This is a genomic window from Actinoalloteichus fjordicus (assembly GCF_001941625.1).
In the GTDB taxonomy this organism is placed as follows: domain Bacteria; phylum Actinomycetota; class Actinomycetes; order Mycobacteriales; family Pseudonocardiaceae; genus Actinoalloteichus_A; species Actinoalloteichus_A fjordicus.
Map to the genome: position 1 here is coordinate 5,622,062 of NZ_CP016076.1, position 19,133 is coordinate 5,641,194.

Annotated in this window: 16 protein-coding genes; 7 read left to right on the forward strand and 9 right to left on the reverse strand. The window is 70.2% G+C overall.

Features of this window, described 5'->3' with window-relative positions:
- Window positions 1-83 precede the first annotated feature (83 nt).
- On the reverse strand, window positions 84-2,057 hold the full coding sequence (locus tag UA74_RS23920) for a DUF2264 domain-containing protein (protein WP_075765523.1): 1,974 nt from the start codon (window positions 2,055-2,057) through the stop codon (window positions 84-86).
- Window positions 2,058-2,390: 333 nt separating this feature from the next.
- Between UA74_RS23920 and UA74_RS23925 the strand changes: the two genes are divergently transcribed.
- Window positions 2,391-3,698, forward strand: a complete 1,308-nt coding sequence (locus UA74_RS23925; protein ID WP_198042846.1) for an ABC transporter substrate-binding protein — start codon at window positions 2,391-2,393, stop codon at window positions 3,696-3,698.
- A gap of 306 nt (window positions 3,699-4,004) precedes the next feature.
- On the opposite strand, the gene UA74_RS23930 is transcribed toward UA74_RS23925, so the two are convergent.
- The 5 genes from UA74_RS23930 to UA74_RS23955 form a co-directional block, all read right to left on the reverse strand.
- Window positions 4,005-5,507 (reverse strand): rhamnulokinase, encoded by a 1,503-nt coding sequence (locus UA74_RS23930; protein ID WP_232237395.1) that lies wholly within the window; start codon window positions 5,505-5,507, stop codon window positions 4,005-4,007.
- 621 nt (window positions 5,508-6,128) lie between these two features.
- Entirely contained in the window at window positions 6,129-6,404 is a 276-nt protein-coding gene (locus UA74_RS23940) for a helix-turn-helix domain-containing protein (RefSeq protein ID WP_075742260.1), read from the reverse strand.
- Window positions 6,405-6,518: 114 nt separating this feature from the next.
- Window positions 6,519-8,573, reverse strand: a complete 2,055-nt coding sequence (locus UA74_RS23945; protein WP_075765526.1) for a bifunctional rhamnulose-1-phosphate aldolase/short-chain dehydrogenase — start codon at window positions 8,571-8,573, stop codon at window positions 6,519-6,521.
- A gap of 113 nt (window positions 8,574-8,686) precedes the next feature.
- The gene (gene rhaI / locus UA74_RS23950; protein ID WP_075742262.1) at window positions 8,687-9,868 is read right to left on the reverse strand and encodes an L-rhamnose isomerase; all 1,182 of its coding nucleotides are present in this window, start codon (window positions 9,866-9,868) and stop codon (window positions 8,687-8,689) included.
- A 59-nt stretch (window positions 9,869-9,927) separates the two neighbouring features.
- Complete coding sequence (locus UA74_RS23955; RefSeq protein WP_075742263.1) at window positions 9,928-10,251, reverse strand: L-rhamnose mutarotase; 324 nt, start codon at window positions 10,249-10,251, stop codon at window positions 9,928-9,930.
- Between the two features lie 266 nt (window positions 10,252-10,517).
- On the opposite strand from UA74_RS23955, the gene UA74_RS23960 reads away from it, so the two are divergent.
- The gene (locus tag UA74_RS23960) at window positions 10,518-11,543 is read left to right on the forward strand and encodes a LacI family DNA-binding transcriptional regulator (RefSeq protein ID WP_075742264.1); all 1,026 of its coding nucleotides are present in this window, start codon (window positions 10,518-10,520) and stop codon (window positions 11,541-11,543) included.
- Window positions 11,544-11,597: 54 nt separating this feature from the next.
- On the opposite strand, the gene UA74_RS23965 is transcribed toward UA74_RS23960, so the two are convergent.
- On the reverse strand, window positions 11,598-13,685 hold the full coding sequence (locus UA74_RS23965) for a beta-galactosidase (protein ID WP_075742265.1): 2,088 nt from the start codon (window positions 13,683-13,685) through the stop codon (window positions 11,598-11,600).
- Window positions 13,686-13,786: 101 nt separating this feature from the next.
- The gene (locus UA74_RS23970) at window positions 13,787-15,115 is read right to left on the reverse strand and encodes a Gfo/Idh/MocA family protein (protein WP_232237397.1); all 1,329 of its coding nucleotides are present in this window, start codon (window positions 15,113-15,115) and stop codon (window positions 13,787-13,789) included.
- A 478-nt stretch (window positions 15,116-15,593) separates the two neighbouring features.
- Here UA74_RS23970 and UA74_RS23980 point away from each other — a divergent pair, with 478 nt between their 5' ends.
- Window positions 15,594-16,133, forward strand: coding sequence for a hypothetical protein (locus tag UA74_RS23980; protein WP_075742267.1), 540 nt, complete (start codon window positions 15,594-15,596; stop codon window positions 16,131-16,133).
- Window positions 16,134-16,276: 143 nt separating this feature from the next.
- Here the strand turns inward: UA74_RS23980 and UA74_RS23985 are convergent, their stop codons facing one another.
- Window positions 16,277-16,852, reverse strand: coding sequence for a TIGR03086 family metal-binding protein (locus UA74_RS23985; RefSeq protein WP_075742268.1), 576 nt, complete (start codon window positions 16,850-16,852; stop codon window positions 16,277-16,279).
- A 193-nt stretch (window positions 16,853-17,045) separates the two neighbouring features.
- Between UA74_RS23985 and UA74_RS23990 the strand changes: the two genes are divergently transcribed.
- The 4 genes from UA74_RS23990 to UA74_RS24005 all read left to right on the forward strand — a co-directional run bounded on the left by UA74_RS23990 (window position 17,046) and on the right by UA74_RS24005 (window position 19,109).
- Entirely contained in the window at window positions 17,046-17,906 is an 861-nt protein-coding gene (locus UA74_RS23990) for a helix-turn-helix domain-containing protein (protein WP_083683564.1), read from the forward strand.
- Between the two features lie 254 nt (window positions 17,907-18,160).
- On the forward strand, window positions 18,161-18,484 hold the full coding sequence (locus UA74_RS23995; protein WP_075742269.1) for a YbaB/EbfC family nucleoid-associated protein: 324 nt from the start codon (window positions 18,161-18,163) through the stop codon (window positions 18,482-18,484).
- On the forward strand, window positions 18,484-18,792 hold the full coding sequence (locus UA74_RS24000) for a YbaB/EbfC family nucleoid-associated protein (protein WP_075742270.1): 309 nt from the start codon (window positions 18,484-18,486) through the stop codon (window positions 18,790-18,792). Before UA74_RS23995 ends, UA74_RS24000 begins: the two co-directional genes overlap by 1 nt.
- Entirely contained in the window at window positions 18,789-19,109 is a 321-nt protein-coding gene (locus tag UA74_RS24005) for a hypothetical protein (protein ID WP_075742271.1), read from the forward strand. The genes UA74_RS24000 and UA74_RS24005 overlap by 4 nt, the downstream gene beginning before the upstream one ends.
- The last annotated feature ends 24 nt before the right edge of the window (window positions 19,110-19,133 follow it).

Consider the following 19,133-nt stretch of genomic DNA (forward strand, 5'->3'; position numbering starts at 1 on the left):
GTCGTCGAACCGCAGTCGCCGCCCGCGCTGCGCGGTTCTCGGCGAGGGCGGGTTCGGCTGCGGTCGCGGCGGCATCGGACGTCTCACACCGGCCAGTCGAAGGACTGCGCGACGCCGTCGCTCCACCGCACGGTGACGGCGGGCGTCGCCCCGGAATCGCCTGCCGCCGCGACGTCCACCCCGGCCACCGACAACCCCGGCTCAGCCTGCTGCCCGGCCAGACCGAACGCCGCGGCATAGATCCGTCCCGGCTCCACCGGACCGACACTGACCAGTGTGGACACCGCGGAGAACCGGCCGACGGCTGAGACGCCCTCCAGGCGCAGCGGAGCGCCGCCGACCAGCCCGAGCAGACCGACGGCACGGCCCAGCAGCCCGCCTGCCAGGATCACCTCGCCCTCGGGTGCGGTCTCGATCTCGGGTGGCGTCTCGCCCGCCAACGGCCAACCACTGACCCGTAACCGCAGTCCCGCCGAGGTGACGGACTCCTCGGCCTGATCCTCGCTCCCGGTCGGCTCCTCGACCCGGACCAGCCGGACCTCCCACGATCCGCGCAGCACCGAGCCCACCGTCACGGTCGGACCGACCCGGAAGGTCTCGGCGGCCGGGTCGACGGGCCAGTGCGCACGGTGCCGGGAGAAGGCGACGCCGTCCACCACGCCGAGCGGGCGCACCGGCGGACGCATCGAGGGCTCCCCCTGCGCATCCAGCAAGACCACCGCCGAGTCCGTGGGGATCGCCTCCAGTCCTCGACCCCGCCGCAGCTCGACCGCAGGGTCGAGATGGACCGCGGTGTGGGTGGAGAAGGCGAAGGCCGTGTAGATCGGCAGCTCCGGCGCGAGTCGCTCGTCCGATGCCCGGTCGGTCCCGTGATTGACCACCCGCACGACGCCGTCGGCCTTCGTGCCGGAGACCAGCCAGCCCGGCCCCGGCAGGTCGAGTTCGTAGTCACCCTGCTCCACCGGCAGCGGCGCCTCCACCGACGTCCACACCGGATGATCCTCTGGCAGGAGCAGCCCGAGCATCCCCTTGCTCGCCCAGTACGGCGAGGCGGGCCCGGAATACCACTGCGCCAGCGCCGGGAACGGCCCATGCCAGCCCGTGGTCAACACGTCGGCGCCGTCCAGCGCCCCCCGGTCGAGGAAGTACCGCAGCGTGCCGCTGGCCCAGCGTCGCAGCACCCCGGGATCGAACGGCCCGGAGTCGAACACGGCGGCGGCCCAGACCGGTGCGAGGGCGGCCCACCGGTAGATGAGCGACCGCCCCTGGAACAGCGGGGCGCCGTCGGCGCCGAACAGTGCGGCGTGATCGGGCAGGAACTCGGCGAGCCGGTCGAGGTAGACCGGGCGGTACTCCTGCGCGAGCGGCAGATCCGGCGACATCCGACACCACCACAGCGGATAGAGGTGGAACGCCCATGCGGTGTAGAAGTCGTGCTTGCGCAGTCCGCCGTCGGTGTACCAGCCGCCGCCGCGATGCCACGACTCGGTCAGCTCACAGTTGCGATCGAGGTCGGCCTGCGACCAGGGCCCGTCGACCGATCGAAGGAAGGCCTCGGTGACGTTCTGGAACCAGATCCAGTTGTTGTCGATCGCGGGCTCGCCGACCTGGCCCGCCAACCAGGTCACCACCCGCTCCTGAACGCCGCTGTCGAGCCGATCCCAGAGCCACGGTCGTGTCTCGTGCAGTCCGATCACGATGGAGGCAGCCTCGACCTTGGCCTGGCCGGCCTCGGCGAACGTCGGCCAGCGCTCCGGGTTCGTCGGGTCCGTCCCGGCGGCCAGGCCCGCCGCATAGCGACCGAGGAAGTCGTGCGGATCGACGCCGCCGCTGCCCGCCACCCGGAAGGCCGCGGTGAGGAAAGTCCTGGCGAAGCCCTCCAGACCGTCGCTCCACTCACCCGACCGCGACGGCGACCCCGGCAGCCGAAGAAGGGCCTGGGTCGGTGAGGCATGGGGACGGACGCCGAGCAGCATCCGATCGGCCGCCGCAGCCCAGTGCGTGCGGGTCCAACCGGTGAACGGCGACAGTGCGCGGTCCTCGTCGGGCAGTGACAACAGACGACCTCCTCAAGGCTTCCCGCGATGGTGCCTCCCCGACCTGCTCCGCAGTGGCGAGACGTCGGGTCGCGACCGCATCCGGTCATCTGCTCGACAGACCGGGGTCGGATGTCCTCCCATCTAAGGGCCTGTCTTTGGTCCCCCTCCATCGTGAGCGGGATCAGCGTGGATGAGCTGCAAGGCGAAGGAAAGAGACATAACGGAGTTATGTTGACTGACGACAACGCCGCAGATCGCCGCGGTGGCCCCGCGCAACAGGAAAGTGGGGATAAAAGACAGGCGCTAGGGCAGCGGTCTCGACGTCGAGACCGCTCGACGACGTGGAGGGCGATGATGCCGACCAGAACGCGGGACAGCCGAGTACGCGGCCGAACCCTGGCGACCGGGGCGGTGTCGCTGTTGGCTGCCTGCGGTGTCCTCGCGGGCTGCGGCGGGTCCGGGTCCGGCGACGGCACGGTGTCGCTGGACTTCACCTGGTACGGCAACGACAGTCGCGCCGAGGCCACCCAGGAGGCCGTCGACCTGTTCGAGGAGCGCAACCCCGGCATCACGGTGAACACGTCGTTCTCCGGTTTCGACGCCTACTTCGAGAAGCTGTCCACGCAGGTGGCAGGCGGCAACGTTCCCGACGTGGTGCAGATGGACGCCGGCTACCTGCGGGAGTATGCCGAGCGCGGAATGCTGCGGGACCTCGACGAGCACGTCGGCACCGAGATCGACATCGAGTCCGTCGACCCGGCTGGCCTGCGGTCGGGAGAGCTGCCTGCGGGCCGATTCGCGGTGCCGCTGGGTCGCAGCACCCAGACGATGGCCTACAACCCGACCATCTGGGCCGAGGCGGGGCTGGACGCGCCGGAGGTCGGCGACTTCACCTGGGACGACCTCATCGAGGCCTCGGAGATCATCAGCGACAGCACCGACGGCGAGGTGGTCGGCCTGACCGATCCCGGCTGGGCGGTGGACTGGTTCCAGTTCTTCATCCGCCAGCAAGGCCGGGAGCTGTACACCGAAGAGGGCATCGCCTTTACCGAAGAGGACGTCGCGGACTACTGGAACTTCACCCAGGGGCTCCGGGACGCGGGTGTGGTGACCTCTGCCGAGGTGACCAGCCAGGTCAACGGCTCGGTGGACACCTCGCCGCTGGTGTCCGGCAGGTCCGCGGCGGAGCTGAGCTATCTGGGCAGCTCGGCCTCGCTCTTCCCGACCATGGGCGAGGACGTGGCGCTGGCCCCGTGGCCGAGCAACGAGGAGGGCGAGACGGGCATCTATGCGTCGACCTCGATCCAGATCGCCATCGGCAGCCGCTCGGAACACCCCGAGGAGGCCGCCCGGCTGATCGACTTCCTGATGAACGACGTCGAGGCGGGCCAGATCCTGCGCACCGTCCGAGGCACTCCGCCCAACAGCGAGGTCCGGGCGGCCGTGGCCGAAGACCTCGACGGGGTCGACAAGATCCTCTTCGACTTCGAGGAGAGCATGGCCGACGAGCTGAGCGATGCGCCCTCCGCGCCGCCGCAGGGCTGGGGCTCGGTGAAGCGGACCTTCACCCGGGTCTACGACTCGATCAACTTCGGGGAGCTCACGGTCGACGAGGGCGCCGCCCTGCTGATGAACGAGACCGAGCAGCTGATCAGCTGATCGCCGATTCCGTCGCCCGCCCCACGAGAGTGTGGGGCGGGCGACGGGCGGCGACGGGACCGGCACGTCGGCGGGTCTGCCGACCGGTGGCTGCCGCGAGGCAGGCTTGAAGGAGTCACCGGCCGCACGCCTCGGTGTCTCGTCGTGGCCGGACCGGCACGGCGGGCCTGGCGGATCGATCACCGCCGCCGAGGTCGGACCACTGAACCGACTGCCGGTCAACACCGCGGCAGAATCCCGGGACTGCCGGACACGGGAACCATGCGGGTGGCAGCAGACGACGCCGAGGCCCCGACCGAGGACGTTTCAGTCCAGTCTGCGGGCCGCGGCGTCGAAGTCCGAGGCAGCTCCGCTCGGGGCGTACTCCCGCACCTCCTGCGTCGCGGCGACCAGCGCACGCATCGCCGTCAGATCGCCGACGCCGGAGCCGCCCGCCGCCCTGGCCTGCACCAGCAGGTTGCCCAGCGCCGTGGCCTCGACCGGCCCGGCCACCACCGGAATCCCGCACGCATCGGCCGTCAACCGGCACAGCAGCTCGTTGCGAGAGCCGCCGCCGACGATGTGCAGGACGTCGACCTCCCGACCGGACAGTGCGCAGGCCTGTCGCAGGGTGCGGCGATAGGCCAGGGCGAGACTCTCCAGCACGCAGCGGACGAGCTGAGCCTGGGTCTCGGGGACCGGCTGCCCCGTCTCCCGACAGGCCTGGGCAATGCGCGCGGGCATGTCGCCGGGGGCGAGGAACCTCGGGTCGTCGGGGTCGACGATCGAGCGGAAAGGCTCGGCGCGGGCCGCGTCGGCGAGCAGTCCCGAGAGCTCGGCGGGTCGACCGGCGTCCGCCCAGGTGCGCAGGGACTCCTGGAGCAGCCACAGCCCCATCACGTTGCGCAGGTATCGGGTCGTGCCGTCGACGCCGAGTTCGTTGGTGAAGTTGGCGGTCCGGCCTGCCTCGGAGACCACGGGCGCGTCGAGTTCGAGTCCGACCAGCGACCACGTTCCGCAGGAGACGTAACCGAAACGCCGGGTGACGGTTGGCACCGCGACGATCGCCGACGCCGTGTCGTGGGAGCCGACCGCCACCACCGGCAGCTCCCCGCCGCCGAGTTCGGCCCGAGCCGTGCCGTCGACGAGTCCGATGCGCTCCCCCGGTTCCCGCAACGGCGGCAGCAGCGTCTCGTCGATGCCCGCCGCGCGCACCAGCTCCCAGGCCCATTCCCGCCTGCGCACGTCGAGCAGCTGGGTCGTGGACGCGTTGGTGACCTCGGCGCCACGCTGTCCGGTGAGCCAGTAGCAGAGCAGGTCGGGGATCAGCAGGAGGCTCGACGCGGCAGTCAGGGCGGCCGTGTCTCTGGCGGCGACGAGTTGAATCAACGTGTTGATCGGCATGAACTGGATGCCGGTCGTCGCATAGATGCGCTCGGCGCCGAGGGTGGCACGCACCTGGTCCAGGACGCCGTCCGTCCGGGAGTCCCGGTAGTGGATCGGGTTGCCGAGCAGCTCGCCGTCCGCGTCGAGCAGCCCGTAGTCGACGGCCCACGAGTCGATGCCGATGCTGTGCAGCTCCGCCGACGCCGACGCGATGCGCAGGCCCGCGAGGATGTCGCGGTAGAGCCCGAGGACGTTCCAGTGCAGCCGATCCCGTCCCGCGCCGCGCGCGATGCGGATCGGGGTGTTGTCGAAGCGGGCGACCTCGGTGGTGCTCAACTCACCGGCGCCGACGCGCCCCAGGATGACCCGTCCGCTGGACGCGCCGAGGTCGACTGCCGCGCAGGTCGCCGTCACCGCGCCGCCGACCGCACCCGATGTGCTCACCCCTGATCCTTTCCGCTCGCCTGCTGCTGCCGTGTCGTCGTACACGCGGCCCGCCGCCGGGTGGCCGCGCGGACCCTGCGCTGCCGGTCGGTCTCCTCGACGGCGGTCGTCCTCGCCGCGCCGGTACCGACCGCACCGAGGGCAGGCGACCGACATCGCCGTCGGAGCCCTCCGCCTGCGGTGCCCAGAACCCGGAAGCCGTTCAGCTGGTGGCTGCCACGCGCCACGATCTGACGCCGCGCGCCGCGCGCTGCCGATGCGGTGGGCATCGGCCGTCGCGTGCCCGCCGAGTGCATCGACGCCGCCGCACGCATCGGCCGCCTTCGAGGCGAACCGGCCGACGTGATCGAGTCGAGCCGACGACCGTCTACGCGGCCACCGCGCCGTCACGCGCGGCCCTGCCACCACCGCGCCCGACCGGAACATCCGCCGGGCCCGCACCGCAGGCCGAGCGCGGCACCACCGATGAGCCGCCATCGGGCAGCGCACCACGAGCATCGACGCCGACCCGACGCCGTCGGACGCCTCGGACGAGCGGCCGCACGGCCGAGGCCGTCGCCCGCAGGCTCGATCGTCCGCCTCGCCGAAGCGGCGACGAGCAGGAGCGACCGAGAACCGCCCTCAGATCAGACCTCGCCGCGCCGCCCACGCCACCGCCTGGATCGGCGTCTGCACGCCCAGCCGATCGCACACCCCGCGAATCCGCCTGCGCAGGGTCCGGTTCGACGTGCACATCCGCCTGGCGATGCCGTCGAGAAGATAGCCGTCCGCGAGCAGCGCGAGGATCATGCGCTCCTCCCTGGTCAGCCGGACCTCGATGACCCGCTCGGGCCGGGTGAGCCTGCTCTGGCTCCGATCCGAGTCGGCCGTGATCGGCCGTACCGCCAACGCAACCATGGGGACCTCCTTGTCCTGGGCCTTCCCTCGCCGCCGTTCGTCGTGCTGCGGTCGTCATGTCGCTGTCGGGACCGGCGTGCTGCGGTGCCGTTCCCGGTCGCGGGCATCCCTGATTCAGCGCAGGAAGGCCGCGGCGACGCCCGCGTCCACCGGGATGTGGAGTCCGGTGGTGTGCGTCAGGTCGCCGCCGGTCAGTGCGAACACCGCCGCCGCGACGTGCTCCGGCAGCACCTCCTGCTTGAGCAGGGTGCGCTGCGCGTAGAAACTGCCGAGCTCGGACTCCTCCACCCCGTAGACGGCCGCGCGCTGCGCGCCCCATCCGCCGGAGAAGATGCCCGAGCCGCGCACCACCCCGTCGGGATTGATGCCGTTGACCCGAATCCGGTGTCCGCCGAGTTCGGCGGCCAACAGCCGGACCTGATGAGCCTGGTCCGCCTTCGCCGCGCCGTAGGCGACGTTGTTGGGACCGGCGAACACGCCGTTCTTGCTGGCGATGTAGATGATGTCGCCGCCCATCGCCTGCGCGATGAGCACGCGGGCCGCGGAGCGGGACACGAGGAAGGAGCCGCGCGCCATGACGCCGTGCTGGATGTCCCAGTCCGCGTCGGTGGTCTCCAGCAGCGGCTTGGAGATGGACAGCCCCGCGTTGTTGACGACCAGGTCGACGCCGCCGAAGGCCAGGCTGGCCTCGGCGAGCGCGGCGTCCACGGCGACCGAGTCCGTGACGTCGACGGCCACGGAGATCGCGACGTCGGCGGCGCGGTAGGCGCCTGCACCAAGCTCCTCGGCCGCCTCGCGGGCCCGGTCCGCGTCGCGGTCGGCGACGACGACGCAGGCGCCCTCGGCAACGAGCCTGCGCGCGGTGGCCAGGCCGATGCCGGAGGCACCGCCGGTCACCAGGGCCACGCGAGTGGCCAGCGGCTTGGCCTTGGGCCGCCGCCGCAGTTTGGCCTCCTCCAGCTCCCAGTACTCGATGCGGAACTTCTCGCCCTCGTCGATGGGCTGGTAGCGGGAGATCGCCTCGGCGCCCCGCATGACGTTGATCGCGTTGACGTAGAACTCGCCCGCGACCCTGGCGGTCTGCTTGTCGGCGCCGAAGGAGAACATGCCGACCCCGGGCACCAGCACGATCGCCGGATCGGCACCGCGCATCGCCGGGGAGTCCTGGGTGGCGAACTGCTCGTAATAGGCGCGGTAGTCGGCGCGGTACTGCTCGTGCAGTTCACGCAGTCGATCGATCACCGTGTCCAGCGGCGCGTCCGGGCCGAGGTCCAGCACCATCGGCCGGACCTTGGTCCGCAGGAAGTGATCCGGGCAGGAGGTGCCCAGGGCCGCCAGCTCCGGCATCCGCTCGCGCGAGACGAAGTCGAGGACGGCGGGCGAGTCGGTGAAGTGGCCGATCTGGCGTCGATCGGTGGAGGCGAGCCCGCGCAGCACCGGGAACAGCGCCGCCGCCCGCTCCCGCCGCTGTGCCGAGGGCAGCGCCGACCGGCCCTCGACGACGGGCCCGAAGGGCTCGGCCGTGCCCCGCGTCTCGATGAACCGCTCGGCGGTGTCGATGATCTCCAGCGAGTTGGCCCGGCACTCCTCGGCGGTGTCACCCCAGGCAGTGATGCCGTGGCCGCCGAGGATGACCCCGATGGCGGAGGGGTTGGCGCGCTTGATCTCGGCGATGTCCAGGCCGAGCTGGAAACCGGGCCGACGCCACGGCACCCAGGCCACTCGATCACCGAAGCACTCGGCGGTGAGCTTCTCGGAGTCGGCGGCGGTGGCCAGCGCGATGCCCGCGTCCGGGTGCAGGTGGTCGACGTGCGCCGCGTCGACGAGGCCGTGCATGGCCGTGTCGATGGAGGGGGCCGCGCCGCCCTTGCCGTGCAGGCAGTAGTCGAAGGCCGCCACCATCTCGTCTTCGCGGTCCACCCCGGGGTAGACGTCGATGAGTGCGCGCAGCCGGTCGGTGCGCAGCACCGCGAGCCCCGCCTCTGTCAGGGTGCCGAGGTCGCCGCCCGATCCCTTGACCCACATGAGTTCGACGGGCTGCCCGGTCACCGGATCGACGTCGTCGGCCTTGACCGACGCGTTGCCGCCCGCGTAGTTGGTGTTGCGCGGGTCCGAGCCGAGCTCGTGACAGCGCTGGAGCAGCTTCTCGACTTCTGGGTGTGTGGTCATCTCTCGTCTCTCGTGTCCACGGGATCGGCGGGCGGGTCGTCGTGCGCGGCGCTGGCGCGGTGGCGAGTCACGTCAGGTCCGGCGGCACCGGATCGATCCGACGGGCGGCTCGGTCAGGCGCCCCAGCCTGCGGCGTTCCCGCCGACGCGCTCTGCCACGATGCGCTGCTGGTAACCGGAGCGGTGGTAGGCGGCCATCGGGTCGGGGTCGATGCCCATGTCCTGACGCAGCTCGGCGAGCAGGGGTCGGACGTCGGTGTTGTAGGCGTCCATCAACACGGCGTTGGCCCCGAGGACGTCGCCTTCGGCCTGCGCCGCGCGCAGTGCGGCGGAGTCGACCAGCAGCGCCTTAGCGGTGGCCTCCTGGACGTTGCACACCGAGCGGATCATGGCCGGGATCTTCGGCTCGATGTTGTGGCACTGGTCGAGCATGAACTCGACTCCGGTGGCCCGGTCGAGCCCGCCGCCCTGCGCCACCTCGTGCATGATCCGGAACAGCTGGAACGGGTCGGCCGCACCCGCGATCAGGTCGTCGTCGGCGTAGAACCGCGAGTTGAAGTGGAATCCGCCGAGCCGCCCGGCCCGCAGGAGGAAGGCCACGATGAACTCGATGTTGGTGCCGGGGGCGTGGTGTCCGGTGTCCACGAGCACCTGCGCGGCGGGGCCGAGTTCGAGACAGTGGGCCAGCGAGGTCCCCCAGTCGGGGATGTCGGTGGCGTAGAAGGCGGGCTCGAAGAACTTGTACTCCAGGAGCATCCGCATGCCCTCGGGCATCTGGCCGTAGACCTCGCGCAGTGCCTCGGCGAGCCGGTCCTGCCGCGCGCGCAGGTCGTCCTGCCCCGGGTAGTTGATGCCGTCGGCGAACCACAGCGACAGCACCGAGGAGCCGGTCTGCTCCGCGACGGCCACGCATTCGAGCAGGTGGTCGACGGCCTTGCGACGCACCCCTGCGTCCGGGCTACACACGCTGCCAAGCCGGTAGTCGTCCTCCTGGAAGACATTGGGGTTGATCGCGCCGAGCGTGATGCCGACGCCGTCGGCGTGGGCACGCAGGGCCGCGTAGTCGTCCACCCGATCCCACGGGATGTGCAGCGCGACGCTGGGGGCGATACCGGTCAGCTCGTGAACCTTGGCGGCGTCCTCGATCTTCTCGACCGGGTTCCTCGGCACGCCGTCCTGCGCGAAGACCTTGAAGCGGGTCCCGGAGTTGCCGTACGCCCAGGAGGGCGTCTCGATCCGCTGGGTGCGCAGGACGTCGAACAGCGCCGCACGCCGGGACGGGTCGATGTCGGTCATCGTGCTTCTCCTCGAAGGACTGCCGGGGATCGTCGTCGACCCCCGAGAAGGCTGGCTGGTCACGGCAGGTGGAAGACCTCGGGGATCGCCTGCATCCCGGCGTCGGCGTTGCCACCGTCGAGGCCGACGAAGAACTCGGCCATCTCGGCCTGCCAGCGCGCGTTGACCTCGGTGGCGTCCATGGCCGCCTTGGCGGCGGCGAAGTCCTCGCACTCCAGGTAGCCGACGAGCATCCCGTCCGGGCGCAGGAAGAGGGAGTAGTTGTGCCAGCCCGACTCGGATAGCGCTTTCCGCATCTCCGGCCAGACATCGCGGTGCCGCTCGCGGTACTCCTCCAGGCGATCGGCTCGCACCTGGAGCACGAAGCACACCCGTTCGGTCACTCTCGACTCCTCCTCGGCGGTGTCGGCCCCTCGGCGATTTCAGCCGGGTTAATGAATCGTTTCAAGCCGTCATCTTGGGCCAAGCTTGCGGCACGGGAGCGAGGACCGTCAACCTTTTCCGACAAGAACCGGACAGATTTCAGGTTGGTCACGATGATCTGAGGCATACTCCTCGCGGAGCATCCGCCGCACGTTGACACGTTTCAACATCACATCGGGCGCCGCGCTCCGCCCAGGACACGACGATTCAGATCGAGGGAGACGCGGTGAACCCGACAGCGAGTATCCGGGAGGTCGCCGCCGCCGCGCGGGTCTCCGTCGGCACGGTCTCCAACGTGCTCAATCGGCCCACCGTGGTGGCGCCCGCGACCAGGGATCGGGTGCTCGCGGCCATCGAAGAGCTGGGTTTCGTCCGTAACGAGTCCGCAAGACAACTCCGCTCCGGCACCGCGCGGACGATCGGCCTGGTGGTGCTCGACGTCGGCAACCCGTTCTTCACCGACGTCGCCAGAGGGGTGGAGGACTCCGCCACCGAGGCGGGACACGTCGTGATCCTCTGCAACAGCGACGAGTCCAGCGCACGCGAGAGCCGCTACCTGGACCTGCTGACCGAGCAACGGGCCCACGCCGTCCTGATCACGCCGGTCGGCGACTCGCTCGACCCGGTACGACGACTCCAGCGCAGAGGCGTCTCCGTGGTGCTGCTCGACCACCCGACCGCCTCGCAGGACGTCTGTTCGGTCTCGGTGGACGACGTGATCGGCGGCGATCTCGCCACCACCCACCTGCTCGCGGGCGGCCATGAGGACCTCGTCATGGTCACCGGCCCCGAGTCGATCCGGCAGTGCGCCGACCGGCTCGCCGGGGCCCGCCGCGCGCTGGCGCGAGCAGGCAGGCCTGCGGAGACGCTGCGGGCCGTCGAGGTCCCCGCGCTGAACGTCGTCTCGGGTCAGCGCGCCGCCGAGCAGCTCCTCGCCGGCCCCGCCCTGCCCGACGGCGTGTTCTGCGCGAACGACCTCCTCGCGCTGGGCCTGCTCCAGGTGCTCATGCGAGCAGGCATCCGGGTTCCGGAGGACGTCGCCCTGGTCGGCTACGACGACATCGACTTCGCCGCCGCAGCGGCCGTCCCGCTGACCTCGGTCCGGCAGCCGCGCTATCTGATCGGCCGCACGGCCGCCGATCTGGTCATCGCCGAGACGCTGGCACCGGAGCAGCACACCCACCAGCACACGGTCTTCACCCCCGAACTGGTCGTCCGCGACTCCAGCCACCCGCGCCGCCACCGCCCCTGACGCCGAGGGGCTCGGCGTCAGGTGGCGGGCGGCGCGCCGCAGTCGCGCGAATCGCTAGTCCGGCGAGGACGTCAGCACCGCGACGCCGTGCCTGGGCAGCCGAATCTCGATCATGGGCGAAGCCTCGGGCCCGGCGGTCCGAGCGAGGACGTCGGTCATCGGCTCGGGCAGCGCCACCTCCACAGGCTCGCCGCCGTGATTGAGCAGCAGCAGGAAGCGGGTGCCGTCGGCAGCGTGCCGGGTGACCGCCTGGACGCCTGCGGGCAACGGGAGGTCGGGCCCGACGCCTGCCGCCTCGCGGACGACGTCCAACAGGCCGCGCATCGAGGTCGCGTCCAGCCGGGTGCCGAGGTACCAGGCCGTGCCCGCCCCGAACCGGTGTCGGGTGATCGCAGGCGAGCCGCTCAGCTCGCCGTCGGCGAACTCGGCCAGTGACTCGGCACCCGCCAACCGGATCAGCTCGGACCAGATCCGCCCCGTCACGGGCGCACTCGTCGCGCCGGAGTCGGCCGCCGCAACCGCTCCGACTCGATCCGCCCCGAGCCCGGTGACGGCGATGGTGCCCGCCTCGGGCAGCGGCCAGAACTCCTCCACCCAGACGCCGAGGGTCTCCCGCAGCGCCGGAGACATCCCGCCCGCGTGGACGTGGTCGTTCTCGTCGACGATGCCGGAGAAGAAGGAGACGACGAGGTGCCCGCCGCCCCGGACGTAGTCACGGAGCCGCTCGGCAGCCGCGTCGCTCAGCAGGTAGAGATTGGGCACGACCACCAGCCGGTAGCCGGACAGATCCCGGTCCGGGTGCACGACGTCGCAGGTCACCCCCGCCTCGAACAACGGGGCGTAGTGCGCCATCTCGGCCTCGTGCCGCGTGACGTCGACGCTGGGATGCGAGTCGCGTTCCAACGCCCACCAGTTCGACCAGTCCAGCAGCAGCGCGGTCTCCGCGCGCACCCGACTGTCGACGAGCGCGGGCACCGAGGCGAGTTCGGCGCCCAGCTCGCAGACCTCACGGAAGATCCGGGTGTCGGTGCCGGTGTGCGGGACCATCGCGGCGTGGAACTTCTCGGTGCCGCCTCGCGAGGCGCGCCACTGGAAGAACATCACCGCGTCCGCGCCCTGTGCGACGGCCTGCCAGCTGCCCAGCCGCATCGCGCCGGGCAGCTTCATGGCATTGCGCTCCCGCCAGTTCACCGCCGCAGTGGCCTGCTCCATGAGGAACCACGGCTGTCCATGGCGCAGTGACCGCATCAGGTCGAAGTGAAAACCCGCGGCGATGTGACTGTCTGCCTCGAAGGGGTCGGGGTAGGCGTCGAAGGCGATGAGATCCTGATGGCCTGCCCAGTCGAAGAGGTCGATCGCGGGACCGTCGGTGATGAAGTTGGTGGTCACCGGCACGTCAGGCGTCAGTCGGAAGAGCACCTCCTTCTCCGCGAGGAAGCAGCCGAGGAACGCATCCGAGGTGAAGCGGGCGAAGTCGACGCTCTGCCCGGGATTCGGGTGATACGGCGCCAGGCTGGGCACCCCGATGTCGGCCCAGTCGGTGTAGCCCTGCGACCAGAAGTCGGTGTACCAGGCCTGGTTGAGCCGATCGAGATCGCCGTAGCGGTCGCGCAGCCAGTCACGGAACGCGGCGGCGGAGACGTCCGAATAGCAGGCGTTCATGTGACAGCCGTACTCATTGTTGACATGCCAGAGCGCCAGCGCCGGATGATCCCGATATCGAGTGGCGATCTGCTCGACGAGCCGGACGGCGTAGTCGCGGTAGACCTGGCTCGACGGACAGAACTGCTGGCGGGAGCCGGGAGCGAGGCGGACGCCGGTCGAGGTGACCGGCAACGTCTCCGGATGCAGCCGGGCCATCCACGGCGGAGGCGAGGCGGTCATGGTGGCCAGGCACGCGCCGATGCCGTTGGCCGCCAGCAGATCCATCAACCGGTCGAACCAGCCGAAGTCGTACTTACCGGGCCTCGGCTCGATCTTCGCCCAGGAGAAGATGCCGATGCTGACCAGGTTGACCCCGGCCTGCCGCATCAGGCGCATGTCCTCGGCCCAGACCTCCTCCGGCCACTGCTCCGGGTTGTAGTCACAGCCGTAGGCAGGCCCGCCGAGACGTCGACGCAGCGCGGTCAGATCCGTGCTCATTGCCTGAAGTGCTCCTGTCATCGCCGAGCGGTGTCGTCGAGGTGTCCCGGTCGCCCGACCGCGACGACGGTCGAACCGTCGTCGCGGCGGGCCGTCGTCGATCAGATCGGGAGCAGATCGCCGATCCGCACGAGTCCGCCGGTGCCGAAGGACTTCGTCGCCGCCAGACCGATCGCCAACGCCCGTGCCCCGGCGATGTGGTCCGCGCGCAACCCGAGCGGGTCGGCGGCGGGCGGGCCGAACAGCGCGTCGAGCATCAGGTCGTCGCCGCCGCCGTGACCGGGGCGCATCGGCTCGTCCAGCAGGACCTCGGCAGGCTGGAACAGCGGACGCAGCGTGATCGCCGTCCGCGTTGGCGCGACCTCCTCCACCGAACCGGGCGACACTCCCATCCGCGAGCCGTGCTCCAGCGGCGACCGGGCGTAGTCGTTCTCCAGGACGTCGAGCTCCAGCCTGCCCTTGGTGCCGTTGAACGACACGCGATATCCCTCGTAGGGCGCATAGGCGGTGAGCTGATAGGTCAGCGAGGCCCCGCCCCGGTACCGGGCCAGGACCGACATGTCGTCCTCGATGTCGATGTCACCGGCGAAGACGTTGCGGTCGCGCTGATAACCGTCCTCGTGCTCGGCGTCCAGGTACAGCTCGGTGAGTCGGGGGGACGCGGCCATGTCCAGGGCGAAGGGATCGGTCGCAGCGGCCTGCGAGCCCGCAGCCCGCAGGTAGTCCTTGGCGTAGCCGTTGCGCGCGCCGCCCTCGGCGCCGTAGAAGAAGAGGTTCCCGAGTCCGACCACCGAGTCGGGTGCGTCGTCGAGCCACCAGTTGACCAGGTCGAAGTGGTGGCTGGACTTGTGCACGAGCAGGCCGCCGGAGTTCTCCCGGTTGCGGTGCCAGCGCCGGAAGTAGTCCGCGCCGTGCTGCACGTCGAGCAGCCACTCGAAGTGCACGGAGCCGACGTCGCCGATCACCTGCTCGGCCAGCAGCTCACGAACCCGCTGGTGGACGGGGTTGTAGCGATAGTTGAAGGTGACCTCGATCCGGCCGCCGGTCCGCTGTTGCGCCGCCAGGATGCGGCGGGCCTTCTCGACGTCGGTGGTCATCGGCTTCTCGGTGACCGCCCGCAGTCCCGCCTCGACGGTGGCCACGAGATAGTCGTCGTGGGCGCTGTCGGTCGTGCAGACCATCACCGCGTCGACCCGCTCACGAGTGAGCATCTCGGTGAAGTCGGCAGGCGCATACGTCGGCAGGGCGGCCAGCCCGTGCTGCTCGCCGAGCCGACGATTGTGCACCCGCATCCGCGTCTCGTTGGTGTCACACAGGGCCACGAGCTGTGCGTTCGCGGGAAAGCGGGTAGCCAACGCGTCGACGTACATGTCCGCCCGCGATCCGGTTCCGACGACCGCATAGCGAACCGGCGTCACACCCTCGCTCACCTGCACCACTCCCCTGTTCACCTCGGCCGTGTCCCGGCTGCACGCCTGTCCTGACAGGCCCGGTCGACCCCGTCGGATTCAACCGGCCGACCTTCGGACCACGCAAGCGTGTGCCGGGTGCCGGGCGAGAAGCGACCCATTACGGCCGGCAGTACGGGTCTGTCCGCGTGCCCCGGCGGAGCCGAGGGCGCCCTCGCGTCACCGGCCGGCCGCACGACGCTCGCTGAGCGACCTCGCCAGCATCCTGGACACGGATTCCCGACGTCGGTCCGAGGTATCGACGACCCGGGTCGGGTCCACAGGCGGCCAGACGCGCAGGCGGGTCAGCAGGACTCCGGACCAGCGGGCAGCCGAGGCGAGACAGCGAAGTCCGTCGCCTCCCGTGGACCGGACGCTAGCCGGCGGGATCACCGAGTGAAACGATCGAAGTCGACTCCCCCGGGCAGCTCCGGACGCTCGCCCAGATCGGGGTACGACGATGAGACGACGCCCCAGCACTCGGCTCGCCGTCGCCGCGCTCGCCGTCGCCGCGCTAGTCCTCGCCGCCGCAGGCTGCGGCCGTCCCGAGCCGCCCGCAGGACCCCTGGTCACCACGCTGAGCCTGGCGGCCACCGAGGCGGCGCGCCGAGGCACGATCGAACTCTCGGCCACGGAGATCGAGTCGCTGCCCCGCAGCCAGGCGCGCGAGGACAGCCCGCCCGACGACGTGGTGGCGATGCCGTGGGAGCTGATCGCAGTCGACGCGGACGACCGCAGCGTCGTGATCCGCTACCTGCCCTCCGTCGTCTGTCATCGGGCGGCGGGCATCTGGGCGCGACCCGACGACGATGGCGTGCTGATCGCACCGCTCGCCCGCGCTCCGGGTTCGGCGACAGCCTGCTCCTTGGAGGCCCAGCCCGTCGTCACGACCGTCGTCGAACTCCCGATAAGCATCGGCGAGCGCGAACTTCGTGCACTGCTGGTCGACGACGAGCTGGCGCGAAGACTCGATGAGGAGCCTTTGTCTGCGCCCTCGTGACTGTTGTCGTGCGCGCTTCGCTGCTGCTCCCGTGCCGCGACGGGGCACCAACCACGACCGCCGACTACGTTCCGATGCGACGACGACGCAGCCCAGGACGAGATCACGCGCCGACCGGTCCACCGCCCCAGACCGGTGTCCTCTCAGGCGGCCCACTGCGGATCGCGCCCGCTGAGTCCGAGGACCCGGTCGAACGACGAGGCCGAGTCGTGCACGGCGATCTCCGGTCCGAAGGAGCCCGATGCCCGGCCCTGTTCGGCCAGCCTGCCCATCACCGCCAACGCGGCATCGGCCGTCGCGGAGCCGCAGTCGTACGGCAGTCCCGCGGCGCGGGCGAGGTCCCAGCCATGCAGGATCAGCTCCACGAAGGCCAGCTCGCCCGCGAAGGTTGCCGGGAACTCGGAGCCCCCCGCGATCACCGTCGTCCCCGTCCAGGCCGCAGGCTCGCTCCAGGCCTTCGCCGTCTCGGACAGCCCGTCGGAGAGCCGCGCCCGCCAGTCGCCCGTCATCTGGTCCTCAGACCAGTCGACGTCGGTGGGAAACGGTTCCTTCCGGCCCGCGAGGCTCAGGATTCGCGTGGCCCAGATGACGTGGTTGAGCAACGCCCGCACGTCGAACTCCGCACACGGCGTGGGCGACGCGAAGTCGGCAGGCTCGATCCGCTCGGCCACTCCACGAAGCTCGTCGGCGCCGGCCGCCAGCATGGGGTGCAGTTCCATGTCTCTCCTCATCGCTATCGCACGGGGGGTGCGCCTGCGACAGTAGGAGCCGGTGGGGTCGGGATTCTTGAACAAAGACGTCAGCCGCCGGGTCGGTGCCGCCGGACCGCTCCAGAGCCGGACCGGTGTCCGGACGCATCCCGCACCGCGGCGGCCCAGGGAAACCGTCCGACCGGGGACATAAGCTGCCGACATGACCATCACCGCAGGTCAGCGACACTCGAGCCAAGGGCGCCCCGGTCTGTCTCCCGCCGCGCCGGTCCGCAGTGCGGGCGTGCTGTACCGGGCCGTCGCCCACGAGAGCTTCCGACTCGGCAAGCACCTGCCCGCGCCCGAGATCGCCCCGTTCGTCGAGTACTACTGGACGATTCACTGGGACCTGCCCGACGGGCGGTCCCACCGGCAATGGGTGATCCCGCACCCCACCGTGCATCTCGTCTTCGATCCGGCGGGCTCGGCGTTGTACGGGGTGATGCGCGGCCGCTACTCCCGGCTGCTGTCCGGCACCGGCCACGTGCTGGGCGTGCGATTCCGCCCGGCGGGCGTCCGACCGTTCCTGACCGGCCCGGTCTCGGCGTTGACCGACCGGGTCCTGCCGGTGGCGGAGTCGTTCGGTCCTGTGGCTGACCAACAGGCACGGGCGGTGCTCGACGTCGCCGAGTCGAGTGCGCTGGTCGCGGCAGCGGACGAGTTCCTCCGCCCGCGACTGCCCGAGAAGGACCCGATGACTCCGGTTGTCGCCGAGATGGTGCGGTCGATCGTCGAGGATCCCGGCATGGTCCGCGTCGACGCGGTGGCGGAGCGATTCGACATCGGCGTGCGCACCCTGCAACGCCTGTTCGCCGAGTACGTGGGCGTCCCGCCGAAATGGGTGCTCCTGCGCTCCCGAGTGCACGAGGCCGTCGAGCGAGCAGGCGACGGTGACATCGTGAACTGGGCACGGCTCGCCTGCGATCTCGGCTACAGCGACCAGGCACACCTGACCCGGGACTTCACTCGCGCCGTCGGCCAGTCGCCTGCCCGCTATGCGCGGGACTGCCGTTCGGGAGAATGACTTCTCCCTTTGCTGCGCCATTCGAGTGAGTGGCGAATCACGATTGCACCGCTTGGCGTAATGCACGATCGGCTGCCGACACCAACAGTCGACAGCCTGCGGCAAACAAGAGCTCTCAACCCGACCTGTTCGCGGCGCGCTGACCAACACCGCTAAGCTGCCCACCAGTGACGACCGATGCAGCCACGGCGAGTTCGGCCACGCGGTCGCATACTGCTGCCATCGAATGGTGCAATAGATCGCAGGGGGAGAACATGGTAGACGCGGTAGCGGATACCCAGGCAGTACTGGAACGGCTGGCGGAACGACGAGACAAGGTCCGAGAGCTTCGGCTGGGCGCAGCAGAGAAGCGGCACGAGTCGACGACCGCCGACGGACTCATCACCGTCGTAGTGGACGGCGCCGGACACATCATCGACATCACCATCAAGGACGCCGAGGTCCGCACCCCCCATCCCACGAAGATCGGTGGTCGGGTGCTCGCAGTCATTCAGGAGGCCCGTCGCGCGGCCGCCGACGAGAGTCGGGCGGCCCTGGCCGAGATCATGCCGGGCTTCCTCGAGGACGAGGACCGGTGATGGACTCCTCCGAACAGATCAAGGAACGTCTTGTCCTGGCCCAGCAGAAATATGAGAGGGCGAAAGAGAAGGCGGCCCGACTCGCGAAAACGACTGTTGTCGAGGACCTCGAAGGAGACCTGGGTGCCGTCGTGGTGAGTGGTTATGGCCAGCTCAACGAAATCCGGATCAATCCGGCGGAGCTTCGTTACACCAACGGCCGGGGTCTGTCCGCCGCGTTGCTTCGATCCATCAAGCGAGCGGAGGCCAAGGCCGAAGCACTTCGCCAGGAGACTTCGACCGATGCCAGGGAAGGGCACCGACGATGACTGATTTCGAAGTCGTCCCGGAGGCACTGCGCAACAGCGTGCGATTCCTTCAGGAGGCGGCGGACTCCTGGGCGAGCGCACGCGACGACCTCACGGGGCAGGAACTCTCCGACACGGGCCTCGGTCTGCTCGGCAGCGAATCGGGAGCCACCCGAAGGTACGGAGAAGCATTGACCGAGGCGATGAGTCGACTCGGCGAGGGATCCGAGATACTGGAGGCTGCGGCCACCGCGCTCAAGGACGTGGCCGACGATTACGAGAGTCGGGACGCCGAGTTCTATGCGCAGTTCGACTACTTGACCAACGAACTGCCCTGATCGCCGGACGCCGACGAAATTCGA

What these genes read in the sequence shown, in the direction of transcription:
- UA74_RS23980 (WP_075742267.1), top strand. Translation starts at nt 15,594, where the DNA reads ATGAGACGACGCCCCAGCACTCGGCTCGCCGTCGCCGCGCTCGCCGTC.
- UA74_RS24005 (WP_075742271.1), top strand. Translation starts at nt 18,789, where the DNA reads ATGACTGATTTCGAAGTCGTCCCGGAGGCACTGCGCAACAGCGTGCGA.
- UA74_RS23925 (WP_198042846.1), top strand. Translation starts at nt 2,391, where the DNA reads ATGATGCCGACCAGAACGCGGGACAGCCGAGTACGCGGCCGAACCCTG.
- UA74_RS23940 (WP_075742260.1), bottom strand. Translation starts at nt 6,404, where the DNA reads ATGGTTGCGTTGGCGGTACGGCCGATCACGGCCGACTCGGATCGGAGC.
- UA74_RS23995 (WP_075742269.1), top strand. Translation starts at nt 18,161, where the DNA reads ATGGTAGACGCGGTAGCGGATACCCAGGCAGTACTGGAACGGCTGGCG.
- UA74_RS23985 (WP_075742268.1), bottom strand. Translation starts at nt 16,852, where the DNA reads ATGGAACTGCACCCCATGCTGGCGGCCGGCGCCGACGAGCTTCGTGGA.
- UA74_RS24000 (WP_075742270.1), top strand. Translation starts at nt 18,484, where the DNA reads ATGGACTCCTCCGAACAGATCAAGGAACGTCTTGTCCTGGCCCAGCAG.
- UA74_RS23945 (WP_075765526.1), bottom strand. Translation starts at nt 8,573, where the DNA reads ATGACCACACACCCAGAAGTCGAGAAGCTGCTCCAGCGCTGTCACGAG.
- UA74_RS23990 (WP_083683564.1), top strand. Translation starts at nt 17,046, where the DNA reads ATGACCATCACCGCAGGTCAGCGACACTCGAGCCAAGGGCGCCCCGGT.
- rhaI (WP_075742262.1), bottom strand. Translation starts at nt 9,868, where the DNA reads ATGACCGACATCGACCCGTCCCGGCGTGCGGCGCTGTTCGACGTCCTG.
- UA74_RS23965 (WP_075742265.1), bottom strand. Translation starts at nt 13,685, where the DNA reads ATGAGCACGGATCTGACCGCGCTGCGTCGACGTCTCGGCGGGCCTGCC.